The sequence below is a fragment of the Terrihalobacillus insolitus genome, from assembly GCF_028416575.1.
GTDB classification, from domain to species: domain Bacteria; phylum Bacillota; class Bacilli; order Bacillales; family Amphibacillaceae; genus Terrihalobacillus; species Terrihalobacillus insolitus.
Map to the genome: position 1 here is coordinate 42,983 of NZ_JAMQKB010000005.1, position 17,321 is coordinate 60,303.

The following is a 17,321-nucleotide window of genomic DNA, read 5'->3' on the forward strand; positions in this document are numbered from 1 at the left end:
CTCTTCTTATTCCTAGACAAACATCTTTTGTAGAAATGCTTTTTTCGTTTCTTTCAGGGTATCTAATTCACGTTGATGAAGAGTGATAGTCTCATCAAGTTGTTTAAATAAATTCCCAATTTTGGTTTGCTCTTCTAAGGAAGGGAATGCACCTTCAAATGTTAGAAGGTTCGTAACACTAATTCCAAATACCTTCATCCCCGTACCTGTCCTATAACCAAACCTCCTAAAAATTGGTGAATAAAACAAATAGTAAAGAAACAAAGAATCTGCTTGTTTTGGTTTTGGTCTCAAAGCTATTGTATGGAGTCCAGAAACCAGCTTGTATGGCATATCTATTGTAATAACAGCAGGGGTTGCTATTCCTTGATAATCTTCCGAAGCATCAGCTAATACTAAATCTCCCTTTTCAAGAAGTTCATAATTTCCTGCTTTTATATTCGGCAGATTACTTGATTCATCTATTACATCCGCAACTTTCGTATGAATGTCACCATAATGTATATACTTGTATCCTGTATATTCACTCGTCTCTACATCTCGAGATAAAGAATATGACTTCAATCTATCCACTATTGAATCCAACTTTAGCCCTTCCCACTCTCCAGTAAACCCTGGAAAACGAATCTCAGGTACGGACTCTCCTTCTTTTGGAAACATTTTTTGTAAGAATCCCTGTTTTGTTTGTTTGAGAGTGTCTAGTTCTTGCTGATGAAGAGCAATCATGTCGTCGAGTTGTTTGAAAAAGTTTCCTATTTTGGTTTGTTCCTTAACAGATGGTGACATTATTTCCACATCAGAAACTAGTTGTTTATTAAGCCCCCCACGAGTCCCATCACCGGATGAAATCAAACGTAACTCCTCATACCGTTTTTCTAGATTCTGAAAAATAAACTCGTAGTATAGTTCGCTTTCTGGAACTATCGCTGCTATGGATTGATTTGTTGTTAATGGAATCTCATTAACAGCTACTGTTCCCCGAGTTTTACCTTGCCCTGCTAACGCAATTAATACAGATTTTCCTCTTACCCAACGAGCACTTGACTTTTCGAATCCTAGTTTGGAAATCATGTTATCCGTTGATGAAAGACGTTTTTTATTAATCTCACCAGATGACATCCAAGGAATTTCTTTGGGCTCCCAATATTCTTTTATTTGAGTCTTTGGTGTTCCGCCTGTCAATATTTCTGCGTGATTTCCTAACTTTCGCTGTTCCCATTCTATGGTAAATCCCGGAATGCGAATTTCTGGTGCCTGTTTATTTTCCACGATTAAACACCTCTAATGCACCCTTAATCCATTCTTCGTTTTCTTTATCAAATTGTAGCGAAGAAATTGTTTCATACAAGCTAGATTCTAGTTCCGCTTTTTCTTTTCGAATGTCTTGAATGGATGAACCAAGCACAGCCATATCCACGGGTTCTTCCTCTTCAAACGTATCAACGTAACGAGGAATATTCAAATTGTAATCATTCTCTTTGATTTCCTTAAAAGAAGCTAAGTGAGCATATTTCTCCACGCCTTCTCGTTTTTTATACGTTTCGACAATCTTATCGATATTTTCTTTCGTAAGTTTATTTTGGTTTTTTCCTTTTTCAAATTCTTTACTTGCATCAATAAATAATACATCACGGTTGTTGCGGTTCTTCTTTAAAATGATAACTGTTGTTGGAATGGATGTCCCGAAGAACAAGTTAGCTGGCATCCCTATGATCGCATCAATACTTCCATCTTCCAGTAATTTCTTACGAATTACACCTTCTGCAGCCCCGCGGAACAATACACCATGTGGTAAGACGATTGCCATTGTTCCTGAATCTTTCAAATGATAGTAACCGTGTAAAAGAAAGGCAAAATCTGCTTTTGATTTTGGGGCTAACTTCCCGTAACGATTGAAACGAGAATCATCTAAAAACGTTTTATCTGATGACCATTTTGCTGAGTAGGGTGGATTCATCAAGACGGAATCAAAAGTATAAGGCTCGTCTGTTGGCCAATCTTTGTTCAATGTATCCCCATTACGTAGGCGCATATCTTCCTTTCGTACGCCATGCAAAATTAAGTTCATCTTCGCTAAATTATACGTTGTTGTATTTAGTTCCTGTCCGTGATACTTTACACTTTCTGGATGATTAATATAGTTTCGTACATTTAGCATCAAAGAACCTGATCCCATCGTTGGATCATAGACACTAAACAATTTTCTATCCTCTTGCCCTATTGCGACAATCTGAGCCATCATGTCCGATACTTTAGAAGGTGTATAAAATTCTCCAGCTTTCTTTCCAGCCTCTGAAGCAAATTCACCAATCAAGAATTCATAAGCATCCCCGATGACATCACCGTCATGTCCCATGACATCAACCTCACTTAATTTCTTCAAGACATCGGAAATGGTAATGTTTCGTTGTTGATCGTCTGAACCGAGTTTTTTGGAAGTCAAGTCTACATCATCAAATAATCCACTAAATTGATCGTATTTCGTGGACAAATCAATAAAAGCTTTATTTAAATCATTCAATTGAAACGTATTTTGTTTTGCTTGCTCAGCCAATACATTAAATAAATAATCCGGTTCCATATGATGTCCTAACGTATCGACTAATGTTTCAATCAAGTCATCTTTTACTTCTTCATCAGCTAATAAATCCCGATATAATTGGGTTTGTTTTTCTTGAGTGTTGTATTTTTCTGGTGATTCATCTGCAATTTCAACAACTTTCACTAATAACTTATCCGATAAGTACTTGTAGAAAATTAATCCCAGTAAGTAATCTTTGTATTCGGATGCATCCATTTTACTGCGTAAGCTATCTGCAGCACTAAATAACTTTGAATTTAATTCAGACATGTTGTGTTCCTCGCTTTTCCTATTATTGGTCTAATTTCTTCAATACTTCTAAATATAGTTGCTCTTCAAGCTCTGCTTGTTTCTTTGTTAAAGCTTGGCGTTTCTTTAAATTCAGATAAGCTTTTCCTATCGTTTGTTGTTTCTCCATACTTCATTTCCAAAGATTTAGGAATGGCTGGCGTTAATTTTCGTACAGTGCTTCCTTGCATCGAAATCGCCATTTGCTTCTTCATAGAGTGTGATTCATTCAACGCATAACAGAGATAGCTATGATCCAATTGTTTGTGTTCTATAATAAGTTTAGAAAAGTTTTGATTTATAATTTTTTCTTCTTCGTTTACACCATTCACTATCGCAGCTTTGGAACTAACAAAGCTGAAAACAACTTCCCCGATTCTACTCAAATGGATGTCTTTGTCACTGGTATTTCCATTAGAAATACTGGCTTTTGAATCGAGGAATAAGCCATCCAGATCATTCGTTAAATCCTCGTATGTATAAGCATTTAAAGATTGATTATGTATCTCATTTCCCCTGGAAAGATTTCTTCCTACTTTAACTGTTACGATGTCCTCAAGTTTCATATCACACCCTCCTCTTCCTCTTAATATATCACCGAACTAAACTATTAATATACGTAACTATTTGCCAATTACTATAATTAATGCCAGCCAACTATGCCTTTAGAATAAACTAAGTTGACCGCGGCATTGTTTAAGTTCTCTATTATCTTTTAAACCTCCCTCTTTTCCCTCTTCGTCATCTATAGATATTTCCTCCAGCTTAGAATATTGCACGTTATTCTCGATGTGTTCCATTTCCAATAATGATCCAGGAACGTGTTCTTTTATATAAACTCCAACCAACGGATATAACTTTAATTTTCCAGATGAATATGTATCTTTACTTGACCCATTTTTTATCAAAAATTCACATATATCCGTTAGCTTGAAGGAATCGTGTCTTTCCACAAAGTCTTTGATGTTTTCTATTTCTTTATAAGTAAGCAAATCAATCACCACTTTCCTTTTATACAAGTTGGCGAGAAAGCATAAGGGAATTATAACACTTAAGTGTAGTGTTTTATCTTTTGAAATGATAATTTTCGCTAATAAGTGCTATCGTATTATTCATTATTTGATTGAATAGGAGACAAAAAGAGTAAATTTAATTCTATATAATTATCAGTGTAATTAGTGGTATATTGTGTTATAATATTATTATAATTTAACTGATTGGCGGTGAACCGTATGAATACATTGCTACACTTGGCTGACTCTGCTCTACAATATCATCGTGGTAAACAGACGGGATTATGGGGACTTATGGGAATCGTTATTGCATTTTTAGTTGTTGCGTTTTGGGATTTAATCCAACCTGTCTTTGAAATGTTGGGAATCGTTTCGCTGTTAGATAGGATGGGATTAATTTATGAAGACGCCCCAGCTATGACAGCATACCGTATTTTAATCGCATTCCTAGCTTTGTATCTTATATTAATAATAGTCGGAGCAGTTTTATTAGCGGTTTATGCTGCTATTTTTGCCATTTCACAAAATAAGACTGCTCATAAAATTTTAAAGATTTCTCTATATCTCATCTTTTCTCCTGTACTTATCGTTATAGGGCTAGGTAGATTGTATCTGCATATGAAAGATAAGAAGTGGAAAAAAGAAGATCCACATGGCTACGCCGAAGTAAAACGGTTGGAAAAGAACAGGGATGTTATAGAAATTATGAAGTATGAAGGTTGCGAAGAAGGCAAAAGTAACATCTTAGACCATAAAGAAGCTTATCAGCGTCTTAATAGGTTGCCAACAGAAGGAGATCACTTCTTTCTTATAGGAGTTACTTACGACCGAGAAATATACATGCTTTTCCCTCGTCCATTAGATATAAAAACATCAATGTACAGCGGATATATACTTGCAGAAAAAGTTAGAGTGAAAAAGTATAATCATTTGACGGATAAACCGATTGGACAGTTGGAAAGAGAACCAATTTCTCTTGTGTGTAGATTCATACGAACTGACTGGAATCCAAAAGAAATGGATGTGCTGCCGACCTCTCTTTCCGATTATGAGTTTATTATTGATCCAAAACATTCAGAGGACCTTATTGTTGCGTTGAAGGGTTTTGCTACAGCTAAACCTTATTCCCTTTATGTTTATATGGTTCAATCGCATTATTTTAATAGTAAAGATAGATTAATGAATGAATTAAAAAAAGAGGATATTTCAAAAGAAGAATTTGACGGTGCGGTTCGTAAACTAAAGGACTATAATGTAGCAAATGAAGATATCGTTCGGTATATTTGGGAAGGAAATAATTATAAAGAATCAATCTAAAGGGATGATTTATTTAAATGAGTGAAAATAAAGAAGTTAGTAAAGATGGACTCTTGAGTGAATTAGAGCCTCACAAGAGGTTTATTACTACAGTAAGGAGTTGGGATAGCTATGCTAAAGAACATGCTCTCCCCCCTTCCGTAACACTTATTTATCAATTTGGCTCTTGGAATAATCTTAAAGATAAATTAGGTGTGAAGAAAAACATTCGTAATCAAATAAGTCATGAGCACCTTCTCGACATAGCGAAAGAACATACCGAACATTTCACAAGTAAAAGGAATTGGAATGAATATGCAAAAAAAAATGGTTTACCCTCACAAGCCACTTACATAAAAGAGTTTGGAAGTTGGAATAAAGTTAAAGACCTATTAGGGTTGGCACACACAGAGCCTGTACGATTACCTAATTATACTAAGAAAGATATTGAATCTGTACTAAGGGAACATGGGAAAAACCTTCAAAATAGAGCCCAATGGGATGAATACGCAAAAGAAAAAGGGTTACCGACCTATAAGACATTGCGAAAACACTTTTCTTGGGAAGAAATCTTGGGGTTTTCTAATGTAAACAGAACATTTAAGTATTCAAGAGATAAACTTATCAGTGTAGCTAAAAGACATTACGAGGTTTTTGCTCCCGCCAGTATGAATGCGTGGAATGAATATGCAAAAGAGCATTCGTTACCAACGACAGCTGCTTATTTAAGGGTGTTTGGTAAGTGGAAGAAAGCTAAAGTAGAAGTTTTAAAAAGCATCCAGTAAGAATAATTACTTACCAGATGCTTTATTTATACTGTCTATTATTTCCCATACAGAAGTGGAAATTGAATAAATTTCCCCTCCGTCCTGGTGAATTGAACCGCTTTTTTCAAAAGTAAGTGAAAGGGTAACTTCTATACCGTCTGAATACCTCAATCTTACCTCAGCTTTATCGGATTTAGCTCCAAGTATTCCTTTACTGTTTTCATAGCCTACCTGTTCTAACTTTCCATTCCGTGATATTTTACTTATAAACATTTCTGCGACTTCCGATTTATTAAAGGTGTCTATTTTAAATAAGTCTTTGGAAATTACTTCTGGTTCAAAAGATTGGATAAAGAGATCCGGATTATCCATTAAGATAGAAGCAAATAGAAATTCAACAACCCCTTGTTTTTCTCGATATCTTTGAAGTAACTCATTATCCTGTGCTTCTAATATACCAGCATCCATTTCCTCCATATTTACCCATTTATACACCTCTTGTTCAAGTGCTTGTACTTTCGTGATGTCATTTATAATATCTTTTTGTGCATTATCTATGTTCAAAATCTCGGTGTCATTTTTATTTATTTGTAACCAAACTAAAAAATAAACAAATGCGGATAAAAGGGTTATTGAAACGATTATTTTCTGTTTTTCTTTCATGTATTGTCCTCCCTCCCTCTATGAATTGGATCAAGCCCTATTATACTTTGTAAGAACTAAATCTAGTTAACAATTTAAAACGGTACATAGTCAATAGGGTTTAAGCTTCCACTCTTACTGAAGTTCCAAGCTGGAGAATGGAGTTCAAAGTGTAAATGTACTCCAGTAACATTTCCTGTTTCCCCCATATATCCTAAAAATTGTCCCTTGGTTACTTGTTGTCCAGTTCTAACTGCTCGATTTTTCATATGGGCATATAACGTTTCAAACTGTTTCCCGTCGATTACGTGTCTTATAATTACTGCTTCACCATAGGAGCCTGATCTATAGGATTTAACTACTACACCATCAGCTGCCGCGACAATAGGTACATTAGACCTTCCGCCTGATCCAATATCAACACCTTGGTGGAAGGAACCCCATCTAGGACCATAACCAGAAGTTATATTTCCAGTCGTTGGCCTCATAAAAGCACCATTTGTAATTGGTGGTATATCTCCTTCGGCCGGTTGATAAACTGCTTGTGTCCTATATTTTTGAGCATTGGCCATGACTTTATCTACATACCAGGAAGCTCGATTATAATTGTATATGGCTTTTCTTTGATCCGTTGCATATCCGCTTTTAGCCAAATAATTAGCAGCAGTAAATATACTGTCAACTACGTTCCAAGGATCTGCCTTGCCATCCCCATCTCCATCTACCCCATAACCACCGCCTCTTCTAATTACATCTAAATTGGTAATATCGGTTGATGAACTTACAAGACCTCCTCCAATGTTATATTTCCATCCAGCCCAAGTCGCCGGCATAAATTGAAGATGTCCGATTGCTCCAACACTTGATACCATAGTTGGGTGTGTGCTGAAACCTGTTTCTACAAAGTGGACAGCAGCAAGAGTAAACCAATCAACACCATATTTTTTCTCAGCAGCACGGTAATATGGCATAAATTGAGCGGGAATACCTGCTCCAGGAATGATTGTGCCATTAAACCCGCCACCAACATAACCGAAACCACCATTACCTTTTAGCCAGTCTGTATACCCGATTTCTCCATTTGAAAACATGTAGTTAGCTTCAATTAACCTTTTATCATTCATACCTAACTCATAAGAATTTAAAATCTGATCAAATGTAGAATAATCTTCTGTCGTATTACTGTCAGTATTAAATCGCTGATACCTAGTTTTGGTGATCGTCTTAATTTCAATCTCTTTAGTTTTTTCCACAGGAACAGTGTCAACTATAATATCAGTTTCTGTTCTATATTTAGTAACCTCTCTTTTCTTGCAACACTTTTCTACTTCTATCTCAGTGTCCACAAATACAAAATACGGGGGTACTGGTATTACATACTTCTTTGTAATGGTCTTTTTTTCTGTATAAGGTACATATTCATATTCTGTGTAAGGGATCTCCCTGGTTACTTTTCGAGATACTTTCTCGTATTCTACGTATTCTTTTTCTTTTGTTTGAATAGTAACGTTTGTCTCCCATTCAGTAGTATAAGGTGTATAATTAAATACCGTGTATCCATTCCAGAAGTTCACATCTTTTAGTTTACTAACCCAGTTATCTTCCCTCTCAATATCACTCCAAGGTTTGCATTCCCCATCCGTACATACTTGAGTTTTGGTTTCCTTCCATTCGTTATAATCGTTATAAGTAAACTCAGGAGCCAGGGAATCGGCCATATTTTCAATTACTTTCTTTTCGTCTTCTTTTGTCATAGCTTCTAGCTGAATTACTGAAGCAATCAATTCTTCCGGAACTCTGTAGCGTACTTGGACGGGGTCAGACATATTTACTGTACTATCTGCTTGTTCAACAATATAATTATATAATTCTTGATCGTCCCCTTCTAACCCTTCTCCAGAGCCAAACATGAAGGACACGACTAGAGATATGATAATAACTAATACAACCACACCAGCAGCTATTAAAATAGTAGGCAGTCCAATTGCACTCACTAAAGCAACCAATAGCTTTATAAGCATTGCGCCAAATTTGACTGCCGCTTTTAAAGCTAGCTTGGCCCCCTTTTTGAGTGCCTTTTTAGCCAGCTTTTTTCCTTTTTTCTGAGCTTGTTGTTTAATTTTGTGTTCGGCTATCTTCCTGACTTCGGACTTTTTGTTTGGATTCTCGTTATTAGGTTGAGGAATACCCATTTTATAAGGTACCTCCTAAGCTTTTATGTCGCATCCCTTCAAACTCTTCCCTTCTCGATAGCCGCTTATTTGTTTGAGGTGGAATTAAGTCCTTTGGTTCAACGGAAGTATGATAATCTACCGGTTGTTGGTTTTGGTCTAAAACATTTTCCTGATGTAATTTTCTATTTCTAACTGAATACTTTACCTGTCTAACTTGATTATCTTCCAATCGAGCATCTCCTGTTCCATATGGAGAAACGCGATATTCTTTCCCCGTCTGGTCTTGTCCAACCATGTAACTCCTATCCTTTGTGATAACCATGCGTATGTTTTTAGTGCTTTTGATTACTTGATCCGAAGTGAACTGCCCACCATCAACCTGTTGGTTCATAGCTTGTACCTCTTGTAATACCCTTGGATTTTTAGGAGTATTACGATTAGCAAGAAGTTGACTAGGATTAACATTAATTGGTTGTCCCGTCTCGATTTTTCCTCCTGTACTATCAATTTTGTAAGGAGCGGAATCTTGTATAAGAGAACCATTTTTCACGCTAAGGTCTTGATATACAACTCCGCCTTTTTTAAGGGAACTATCTCCTGTACCGTATCGTGAAACAACTTGTGTTTGACCGGTTTTGTCTCTTACTTGTACATAAGATTGATTTCCTGTTGTAACGAGTTGCACTGCCCCTCGTGCGATTTCCTTATTTCCTTTTCCATCATCTACTTGCTGTGCAAGATGTTCTATGTCAGAAACTTCAGCTACTTTTTGGTTAACAGCATTGTTATATGGGTTTATTTTCATGCCCATTCTGCTCCCAACTTGATAACCTCTTGTACCGCCTACAACTCCTGAAACATAAGATATAGAATCCCTAAAGTTAGCTTGTTTACCTTCTACATTTTGAGCTACATGCGGTGTTGTAATAGCTGTTTTCATTTCCTTTGTTGCCCATGATATTCCACTAGCAACTGGGTTGATTGCATTACTGATTGTAGGGTTTAAAGTTTGCCCATTTTCAAGCGACTTTTTAAAGCCAGTAGAATATCCGATAGCTCCCGCGGTTGCAATTTTTCCTACCTTGGTATCTTTTCCAAAGGCACCAATTTCCTTGGCACCAACTGTCGTAGAAACGGTACTGAGTACACCAGAGCCTATTGCAGCTGCTCCTTGTGCTACCTTGTTGGAGTAAACGCCTTTATCAAGTGGAATTTGCTTGGGTATCTGATTAGCAACTGTCTTTAAGTTAGATTTATATTCATTGGTTTCCTTAGCATCCCATTGATGTGATGCTACCTGTGGATCTACACCTTTACTTTCTTGTGCTTTTAAAAATGCCCCTTTAGCTTGATTGGTTTTTACAGTAGCTAATTGGGAAGCAAGATAATCCGTATTAACATCATTACCACTATAAAGCTGTCCGGACTTAATCTTTTCACCCGCTCTTCGGGCATTTTGCATGAATACTCGTTGACCGCCGTTTTGCTTTTCAAATTCTACTTGTATCTCTTCATCGGTTGCATTTGGGTTAGAAGCAAGGTAATTTGATTTAAAATCGTTCTTCTCTGCATTGAATGTTTTTTCACCCACTGCATTAGCGAAATCGCCTTTATTGATATACGATTTATCCGTATCTAGTCCATTGCTCATTTTTGAAGCAGTGTCATTTGATATTTGAGTGTACTGTTTTCTTTTACCAGCAACCGCATTATCCCATTCTTGTCCTTTTTTCTGATTACGAGTAAGGACCTCGCCTTCTGTCATATCACTTTTAAGAGGATTACGTTTATCAAAGTCTTCCATAAATTTTTCTCTATTATCATTCGCCCAGTTATTAGTTAATGTATCTGCTGTTTTATTAGCAAGGGCTTGGGCATTTGCATATTTACCGTCATTATTTCTTACTTGTCCGACGGACTCACGTGCTTTTTCAAGGTTTTCATTTCGTTTTTTGTCTACTTCTTTGTTCCACATCCCATTAAGCGAACTATCGTGAGCGTCAGGGAATTTCTTCTTCATATCTTTCATAAAGCTATCTTTATTTTCGCTTGCCCATTTGGAAGTCTCACTATCTGCCATTTGACTGGCAACCTTTTTATCTGCTAGTTTATCGGCATTGAGTGAGTCTTTTCCGCTTTGATACCCAGACTTTATACCTTTTCCTAATCGTTTTGCACCACCTAATGCAAGAGCACCTCCAGCAACACCCGCCCGTCCGGCGAGTCCCCCGGCAACACCACCAGCAACAAAACCAGCTGTAGATCCGGCCATACTTCCCATTGGACCCATTGGGGCACCTGCAATAGCTCCCGCCATTCCGAAAGTAGCTTTACCCATTTTACTTGTGATTTGCCCTGCTTTTAGCATTTTTTCGGCTTTAGTGGTAGTACCAGAATCTGTTCCTGTATTACCACCTACAGTAGATTTCACACCTTCAGCATTTTCGCCTTTCTTTCCACTTAAACGGTCCTTGGTTCCTGTATATGCACCTCTTAAAGCACCTGCAACTGATTTGTCTCCCTTTGCTCCTTTTATGCTTCCGTACATACCCGCTAAGGCAGACATACCGAACATAGCGCCTGATTTACTAAGTGCATTATGGGTTTGACCACCTAGTCCAAAAAGAGAGCGTAATGCTTCTGATGTTGGAATGAAGATTACATACAAAATGATAGATTCCAAACCACTTGTAGAAGTGGCCATAAGTGCAACAATCCAATACAACGCGGCATGAATGGATTGGATAAATACTGTTCCGATAAACTCTTTTAGCCATCCCATTGTGAGCCCTTTAGTTTGTGGTATAAGATATAGAGCAACCATCAAAGGACCCATTATCATAAAGATGATTAATGTGAGTTTTCTCATCATGTAATAGAAATTAGCCCACACAGATAATCCTAATAAACAGAGTCCTATAATGATATCTCCTAGAATATCGTCTCCACCATCAACACTTTCTTTTAATTCAATAAGATCTGTTTCGTAAGAAGCTCCGAAGGCATTTATAATGGTGTAATTTAACCCGAATATTAAGGTGTACAAAGTGGATAAGTTAAAGAAAACTATAGCCACTATTGCTAGATCCTTTAAGAACTCAAATACATAGGTTCTATTAGAAGGATTAATCCCTGTAGAGCTTATCTTCATACCAGCCATTACAATACCAACTAACATCCCTGTAACTGCTAAGGCAACAAAAATGTTCATTCCAGGTTGGTAAATGTTTTGTAATTCATCCAGGGTAAAAATTCCGTAGGCAAGCTCACTGTCTTCTTCCTTACCGAAGATAAGTCCCTTAAAGGTGCGTAATTCCATAAAAGGTTTAACGAGCCATCCATAGAAGGTACCCATTAACCCCTGGAAAATCTCTGATAACTTATCAGCTATATTTCCGAACAATGTCATTCACCTCCTTGCTTATTGATTAAGTCTTTTCCTTTGTAACATTTGCTCAAGTACAGCTTGGTTTGATTCGATGAACGTTAATTCATCTTCACTAGGATTAGTCTGAAGCCATACTGAACTCTTTCCAATACGGAGTATCCCTTCCCCCTTATCTGGGTTACCGAATAAGATATCAATTTCCCCATCGCTTAAATCAAAATTCTCCTGTACTTTCTTTAAATCAATCTTGTTTTGCTGCATAAATAAAATAGTGAAAGTAGATGATAAAATACCTCGTGCTTTAGGACTTTCAAGGATTCGAACAAAGTCCTGTGTTGCCCAGCACAACCCACAGTTTCTTTTTCTGGCACGTCTGGCCACCTTCTCAAAGAAACTCACTGTTTGCTCGTTATCTATGAATTGCCATAATTCATCAGCGTATATATATTTTTTCTTTGTTGCATTGTCACTGTTCTTAGCAAAATATTCCCAAAGGTAATTCAAGATAACGTGATAAGCGATTGGTCTTAGAAAACCTTCTTCCATTTGACTGATATTAAAGTTGATTAACCTTGCACTATTTAATGATTGAGTAATCCCTTTCCCCAGATAGGTCTGTCCATCAAAAATAGGTTTACTTCCATCTTTCAAGAAAGGGCGAATAGCTGCTATTAATCGAGCAGCTCTTTTTTCTTTACTAAATTGACCTGTTATATAGCTGTAGATATCACTAATAGTTGGTTCAGGTTTCCTAACCTGAGACTGTATAAGTTGGCCATCCACTTCTGCTACTTTATTTTCATAAAGAGAAGATGGGTGCGAAGTGAACCCCAACTGTTCTTCAAATACATATTTAACGGCTTCTTCCAGGTAATTACGTTCAAAGACCGTCAAGCCTTCCTCTTCACTATTTTTTCCTCGTATAACAATGTCAAAGAAACTTAGAATCTCATTCTGCTTTTCACGAAGCGGAACAAATCGCACATAAGTTTTTCCATCTTTTGTGACTACTTCTTTATCATCGTTTTCTTCAAGCCATTCCAGCTCTTCATCCTCATTTTCAATGGGTAGATCTGTAGCACTTACTGCACATGGATTTATACAGATAGCTTCCTCTTCACTAATGTTTAAGTTAATACCGCCTAAACGCTTAGTAAGCGAAACAAATTCCCCCTCGGGGTCAATGATGGATGCCCATACATTTGCTCCACTTTTCTCTCTTGCTATTTTTAATTTCATGGCTAGGGATTTACCAGAACCAGGGATACCCGTTATACCCATGTTGTAGTTTTGAGGACGTACTTCTTCATTTCCAAAACTATTGATGAATTCTAATTGTCCTGTAATTTTGTTGATTCCTAACGGTACACCACCTATATATTTACCACTACCACTAATAAAAGGAGAAAACGTAGAGAGCGCTCTTCGATCCATGTTTCTTAATGAATCTGATATTTCATTTTTACCAATCGGAATTGCACTTTTGAGCCCTTTCTTTACACGGCTCCATGTGGTAGCCAACTTAAAGAATTGTCCAGACATTTCATCTTCAACCGCTTCACTATAAGCGTTCAATTCCTTTTCGCTTTGACCAAAGAGTAATCCCTGTGTAGAAACAGAATACGTATCATTTTCGGAAAACTGGATTTCATTCATTAGTTGTTCAGTGTCGAATATTTTGGTTTCTAATTCATTAATCTGATCGATATTACCGCGCTTTCTCTGAAACGAAAGGTTAGACTGTAGCATTGTTAACTGTCTTTGAAGTGTACGGATAGCGTCTGTTTTCCCTACTTTATGAACATCTACGAGCACATCCGATTCACCACTTGAAGTGATTGAGTATAACCAGTTAGTTTGCATTTTTCTTGGATAGCCATCTCTTGGTATGTAAAAAGGTCGAAAGTAAGTCTTAGTACCAAGTGATTGTTTCATAATCCCGTGATCTTCTGAATTTATCGTTATACCATCTGGTGCCATCACATCCCACATAGATGGTTTAGTGTCTAATTGAGTCTTGGCCTGTTCTTCATTTTGATTTGAAATATTATCGTCTTGTTCTTTAACTTGCTTTATCGTCTGTTTCTTTTTTAGAAGTTTCATTGTCATATCCCTCCTTGACGGCTTCTATTCTTGCATCATCTTGATCCGCTGTTACATAAAGAGAAAGCATTTCATTTACTCCGAAGTCTTTAAATCTGTTCTTTATAGCTTTTCTTCTGTTGAAAGTATGATATAGAACCTCGCAAATCCCTTCGTTGGTTAAAAGTTGGACATTCATTCTTGCCTTCCGGAGCTGGCTTTTTGCTGTATTAAATCTTCTATAAAGTTCCGAAAAGGCTTTATCTACCGTCTTTTCTTCCAATTCTTCTTTACTATCAGCAGTGAGCTCACTTTGATTTATCTTATAAGTGAACAATAAGTATCTCTTTGTTTCATACCGAGGTGCGACCTGCTGCCATTTCGTCAATTCCTCAACCATGGATTTTCCATATTGAATAGCATTTTCGTGCAAATCATCCGCCTCTATCATGCTTTTACGCATTTCTTCGATTGGCTCAGATAAATCAATATATCTATTCTGCAGATAGAATTGAATATTATAATTGGTTTGAGCTAACCATCTTTCGAAGGTTACATCGATTGCTTCTTGTTCATCTTGGCTTAACAAAAAGTAGTTAACCGGCTCAACTTCGGCCATGAGGACAAATGTATTGTCTTTATGTCGGATCATGTGGCTATCAATTTCCTTGATTTCATTCAATAAATTGCGAAAGATATCCGGTTCCTGGTCTAAAGGAATGGAATGTTTATTCATTTTCTCTTTCTTAGCCGTGAATTTTACCTCACTGGTATGACTGCTTTCTTTCCAGGGGAGGATTGGTTTTTTTTCCATTTTCCGTGCAAACACATAAATGGCTAATCCGAACAACCCCATTATTAGAAGTTCTGACACCTATATCCCTCCGATTATTGATTTTTTGTGAATGGGCCTTTTCTCCATACACCAATCTGATTTTTGTATCCCATTTTAATGAGTAAGTAATGGTCATAGTTAAGATTATATTTTGATTTTTTTAGGAAACCTAAAACTCCTGTTAAAACCGCAACTGGTAATGCGGAGAATATACATAGAAAGATGCTAACAAAGAAGTTAGGAATAAGATTAAATACGAAGGGTATATAAGAGTAAATTATTGCCCCACCAACAACCAAGTAAATCAATTGCCGTTTAGAAAAAATACCCAATATCGTTTTTTGCTCACTTGACATATCTATAGGAACGGTTACTTTTCTCATGCTATTTCACCTACTTATCTCTAAAAATAGACCCCTCTAAGTACTAGAGGGGCGAATGAATCTGATTAATGATTATAAATGCTGGTGACTTATGTATTAAGCACCAAAGCCGGCGATCCATCCAGCTATGTCATATGCTTTCATTATCACCCAACCGCCAATGAATGCCATTCCTAAACCGATAAACCCTTGTGTTCTTCCTTGGGGATTACCTTGGGAAGCTGCTAGCTTGATACCAGCGAAGATTAGACACGCCAGTATCCAAAATCCTCCTAAAGCCATCACGAAATATACCAACTTATCCAAATCATCATATATTCCGCTGTTTTCGATGCTTCCGTCGGGAGTGATGCCCGCTTTATTCCAAGCACCTGCAAATGCACTCTCCGGGCTTACAACGACAAGACTAAATGTAAGAACCGCCATAAGACTTAACAGAGTGAACAGTTTTTTTGTTTTGTTAGCTATCATATTGATGCCACCTCCTTATTTTTGGGAACAAAAAAACCCCGAAAAAATCACGAATGAAATAATGCTGCTGCCAGCATATTCATGATCTTTTCGGGGTTTTCCCGTACCTATTTAATTATATAATTACTATATATTTATGTTAGTAGATTTATAGAGAAAATGCAACTATTATTCTATGAAAAAGAAAAACTCCTACGCAGCGCATAGGATGTTTTATAAAAATAAAGTTGTGTACTATTTTTACATTTTTTAGGGCGTTATTGTTCGTTTACATTAAAGTTGGTAAATACAAAACCCTATAATAACACGGGTTTTATTCGAAAGCACAAAATTTCCATTTACATTAAAGTTGGTAAATAAAAGCGTAAAATAATGCTTAATAACAAAAAAACCACCAGATTACTGGTGGAAGGGTCATTGTATTAAATTATATCTTTTAAGCAATCGCTCTAATTCCTCGGCATTATAAGGTGTATGCTTGGATACTTCATATAGCGGCATACCGTTATCAAGTAGGCTTTTGGCTACTTTTAAAATCCCGGCATTTTCAGCATCCTCTAATCTGCTTCTTTCATCCGAAAGAGCTTTTGCTCTCCGCTCATACTCTTTTCTAGTTTCAGGATCAGCACTTAATTTTAATAATTTTTGTTCAGCTTTATTAAGAATTACATCCATACTGATAACCTCCCTTAACTTATTTTCAGGAATATCCTCTTTTAAAAATAATAACCAGCGATGTAAGGGATTATTCACATTATAGCTTATTTCCTCGAATTTTTGAAACTCAATGAAATGGATTTCTAGCAAGTCCGTCAATAAGTTTTTAGATTGACACTCACGTAAATTATAAGTGGAATGAAAATATTCATTCCGTAATTCCTCCATTTTAAACCCAAGAATATTGATGGTCACGGTTTTTTGAAGTGATGAATAAGGATTACCTGATTCAAAGTCTTCCACAAAAAGCTTTGACCAATAGAAGAGTGTTCTTGGTATCATATTCTTTTGATTTAACAATTGAACTTCAATGTTAAATTTTTCACCTGATTTTGTTTTAGCTTTTATATCTAAAATCCCTAACTTTTCTTCTTTGTTAATTCTATCTAGATTTTCCTTCTCAATCGTCAAATTTACAATATCTGAATTGAGTATTGCATTTAAAAATCCTATAAGAATATCCTTATCCTTTTCATCTCCGAACAATTTCTTGAATAAAAAGTCATTCAATGGGTTTAATCGATTCATTTGGAACCTCCTGAATACATATATTTTACCATATTCTCTCTTAATTATCATTATGGTTAGTTGGCTGAATTCTAAAAAAATCCCGATTCGCTGAAACAGCCATCGGGACTTATTAAATGCAATTTCTTTACTGACCTTAATGTAAAATTACCAACT

The 17,321-nt window shown here is 36.5% G+C and carries 13 protein-coding genes and 1 pseudogene; 2 read left to right on the forward strand and 12 right to left on the reverse strand.

What is annotated here, in order from left to right:
• Window positions 1-12 precede the first annotated feature (12 nt).
• The 4 genes and pseudogenes from NC797_RS07040 to NC797_RS07055 form a co-directional block, all read right to left on the reverse strand.
• Window positions 13-1,269, reverse strand: coding sequence for a restriction endonuclease subunit S (locus tag NC797_RS07040; protein ID WP_272436067.1), 1,257 nt, complete (start codon window positions 1,267-1,269; stop codon window positions 13-15).
• On the reverse strand, window positions 1,259-2,851 hold the full coding sequence (locus NC797_RS07045; protein ID WP_272436068.1) for a type I restriction-modification system subunit M: 1,593 nt from the start codon (window positions 2,849-2,851) through the stop codon (window positions 1,259-1,261). The genes NC797_RS07040 and NC797_RS07045 overlap by 11 nt, the downstream gene beginning before the upstream one ends.
• Window positions 2,852-2,873: 22 nt before the next feature.
• Window positions 2,874-3,435, reverse strand: a pseudogene (locus NC797_RS07050) (restriction endonuclease subunit S domain-containing protein).
• A gap of 99 nt (window positions 3,436-3,534) precedes the next feature.
• A complete protein-coding gene (locus tag NC797_RS07055; protein ID WP_272436069.1) occupies window positions 3,535-3,870 on the reverse strand; it encodes a hypothetical protein in 336 nt (111 codons plus the stop codon).
• 231 nt (window positions 3,871-4,101) lie between these two features.
• Between NC797_RS07055 and NC797_RS07060 the strand changes: the two genes are divergently transcribed.
• Window positions 4,102-5,199, forward strand: coding sequence for a type II secretion system F family protein (locus NC797_RS07060; RefSeq protein WP_272436070.1), 1,098 nt, complete (start codon window positions 4,102-4,104; stop codon window positions 5,197-5,199).
• Window positions 5,200-5,216: 17 nt separating this feature from the next.
• Entirely contained in the window at window positions 5,217-5,963 is a 747-nt protein-coding gene (locus NC797_RS07065; protein ID WP_272436071.1) for a hypothetical protein, read from the forward strand.
• A gap of 6 nt (window positions 5,964-5,969) precedes the next feature.
• Here NC797_RS07065 and NC797_RS07070 read toward each other — a convergent pair whose 3' ends face one another.
• From NC797_RS07070 to NC797_RS07105, 8 genes are all read right to left on the reverse strand, one after another.
• The gene (locus tag NC797_RS07070) at window positions 5,970-6,608 is read right to left on the reverse strand and encodes a hypothetical protein (RefSeq protein ID WP_272436072.1); all 639 of its coding nucleotides are present in this window, start codon (window positions 6,606-6,608) and stop codon (window positions 5,970-5,972) included.
• A 74-nt stretch (window positions 6,609-6,682) separates the two neighbouring features.
• Entirely contained in the window at window positions 6,683-8,779 is a 2,097-nt protein-coding gene (locus tag NC797_RS07075) for a peptidoglycan DD-metalloendopeptidase family protein (RefSeq protein WP_272436073.1), read from the reverse strand.
• Window position 8,780: 1 nt separating this feature from the next.
• Window positions 8,781-12,164, reverse strand: a complete 3,384-nt coding sequence (locus NC797_RS07080) for a hypothetical protein (RefSeq protein ID WP_272436074.1) — start codon at window positions 12,162-12,164, stop codon at window positions 8,781-8,783.
• A gap of 18 nt (window positions 12,165-12,182) precedes the next feature.
• Entirely contained in the window at window positions 12,183-14,252 is a 2,070-nt protein-coding gene (locus NC797_RS07085; protein ID WP_272436075.1) for a VirB4 family type IV secretion system protein, read from the reverse strand.
• A complete protein-coding gene (locus tag NC797_RS07090; protein ID WP_272436076.1) occupies window positions 14,212-15,105 on the reverse strand; it encodes a TraC family protein in 894 nt (297 codons plus the stop codon). The genes NC797_RS07085 and NC797_RS07090 overlap by 41 nt, the downstream gene beginning before the upstream one ends.
• Window positions 15,106-15,119: 14 nt before the next feature.
• The gene (locus NC797_RS07095) at window positions 15,120-15,449 is read right to left on the reverse strand and encodes a PrgI family protein (protein WP_272436077.1); all 330 of its coding nucleotides are present in this window, start codon (window positions 15,447-15,449) and stop codon (window positions 15,120-15,122) included.
• A 96-nt stretch (window positions 15,450-15,545) separates the two neighbouring features.
• The gene (locus NC797_RS07100; protein WP_272436078.1) at window positions 15,546-15,920 is read right to left on the reverse strand and encodes a hypothetical protein; all 375 of its coding nucleotides are present in this window, start codon (window positions 15,918-15,920) and stop codon (window positions 15,546-15,548) included.
• A 414-nt stretch (window positions 15,921-16,334) separates the two neighbouring features.
• Entirely contained in the window at window positions 16,335-17,165 is an 831-nt protein-coding gene (locus tag NC797_RS07105; protein WP_272436079.1) for an Rpn family recombination-promoting nuclease/putative transposase, read from the reverse strand.
• Between the last annotated feature and the right edge of the window lie 156 nt (window positions 17,166-17,321).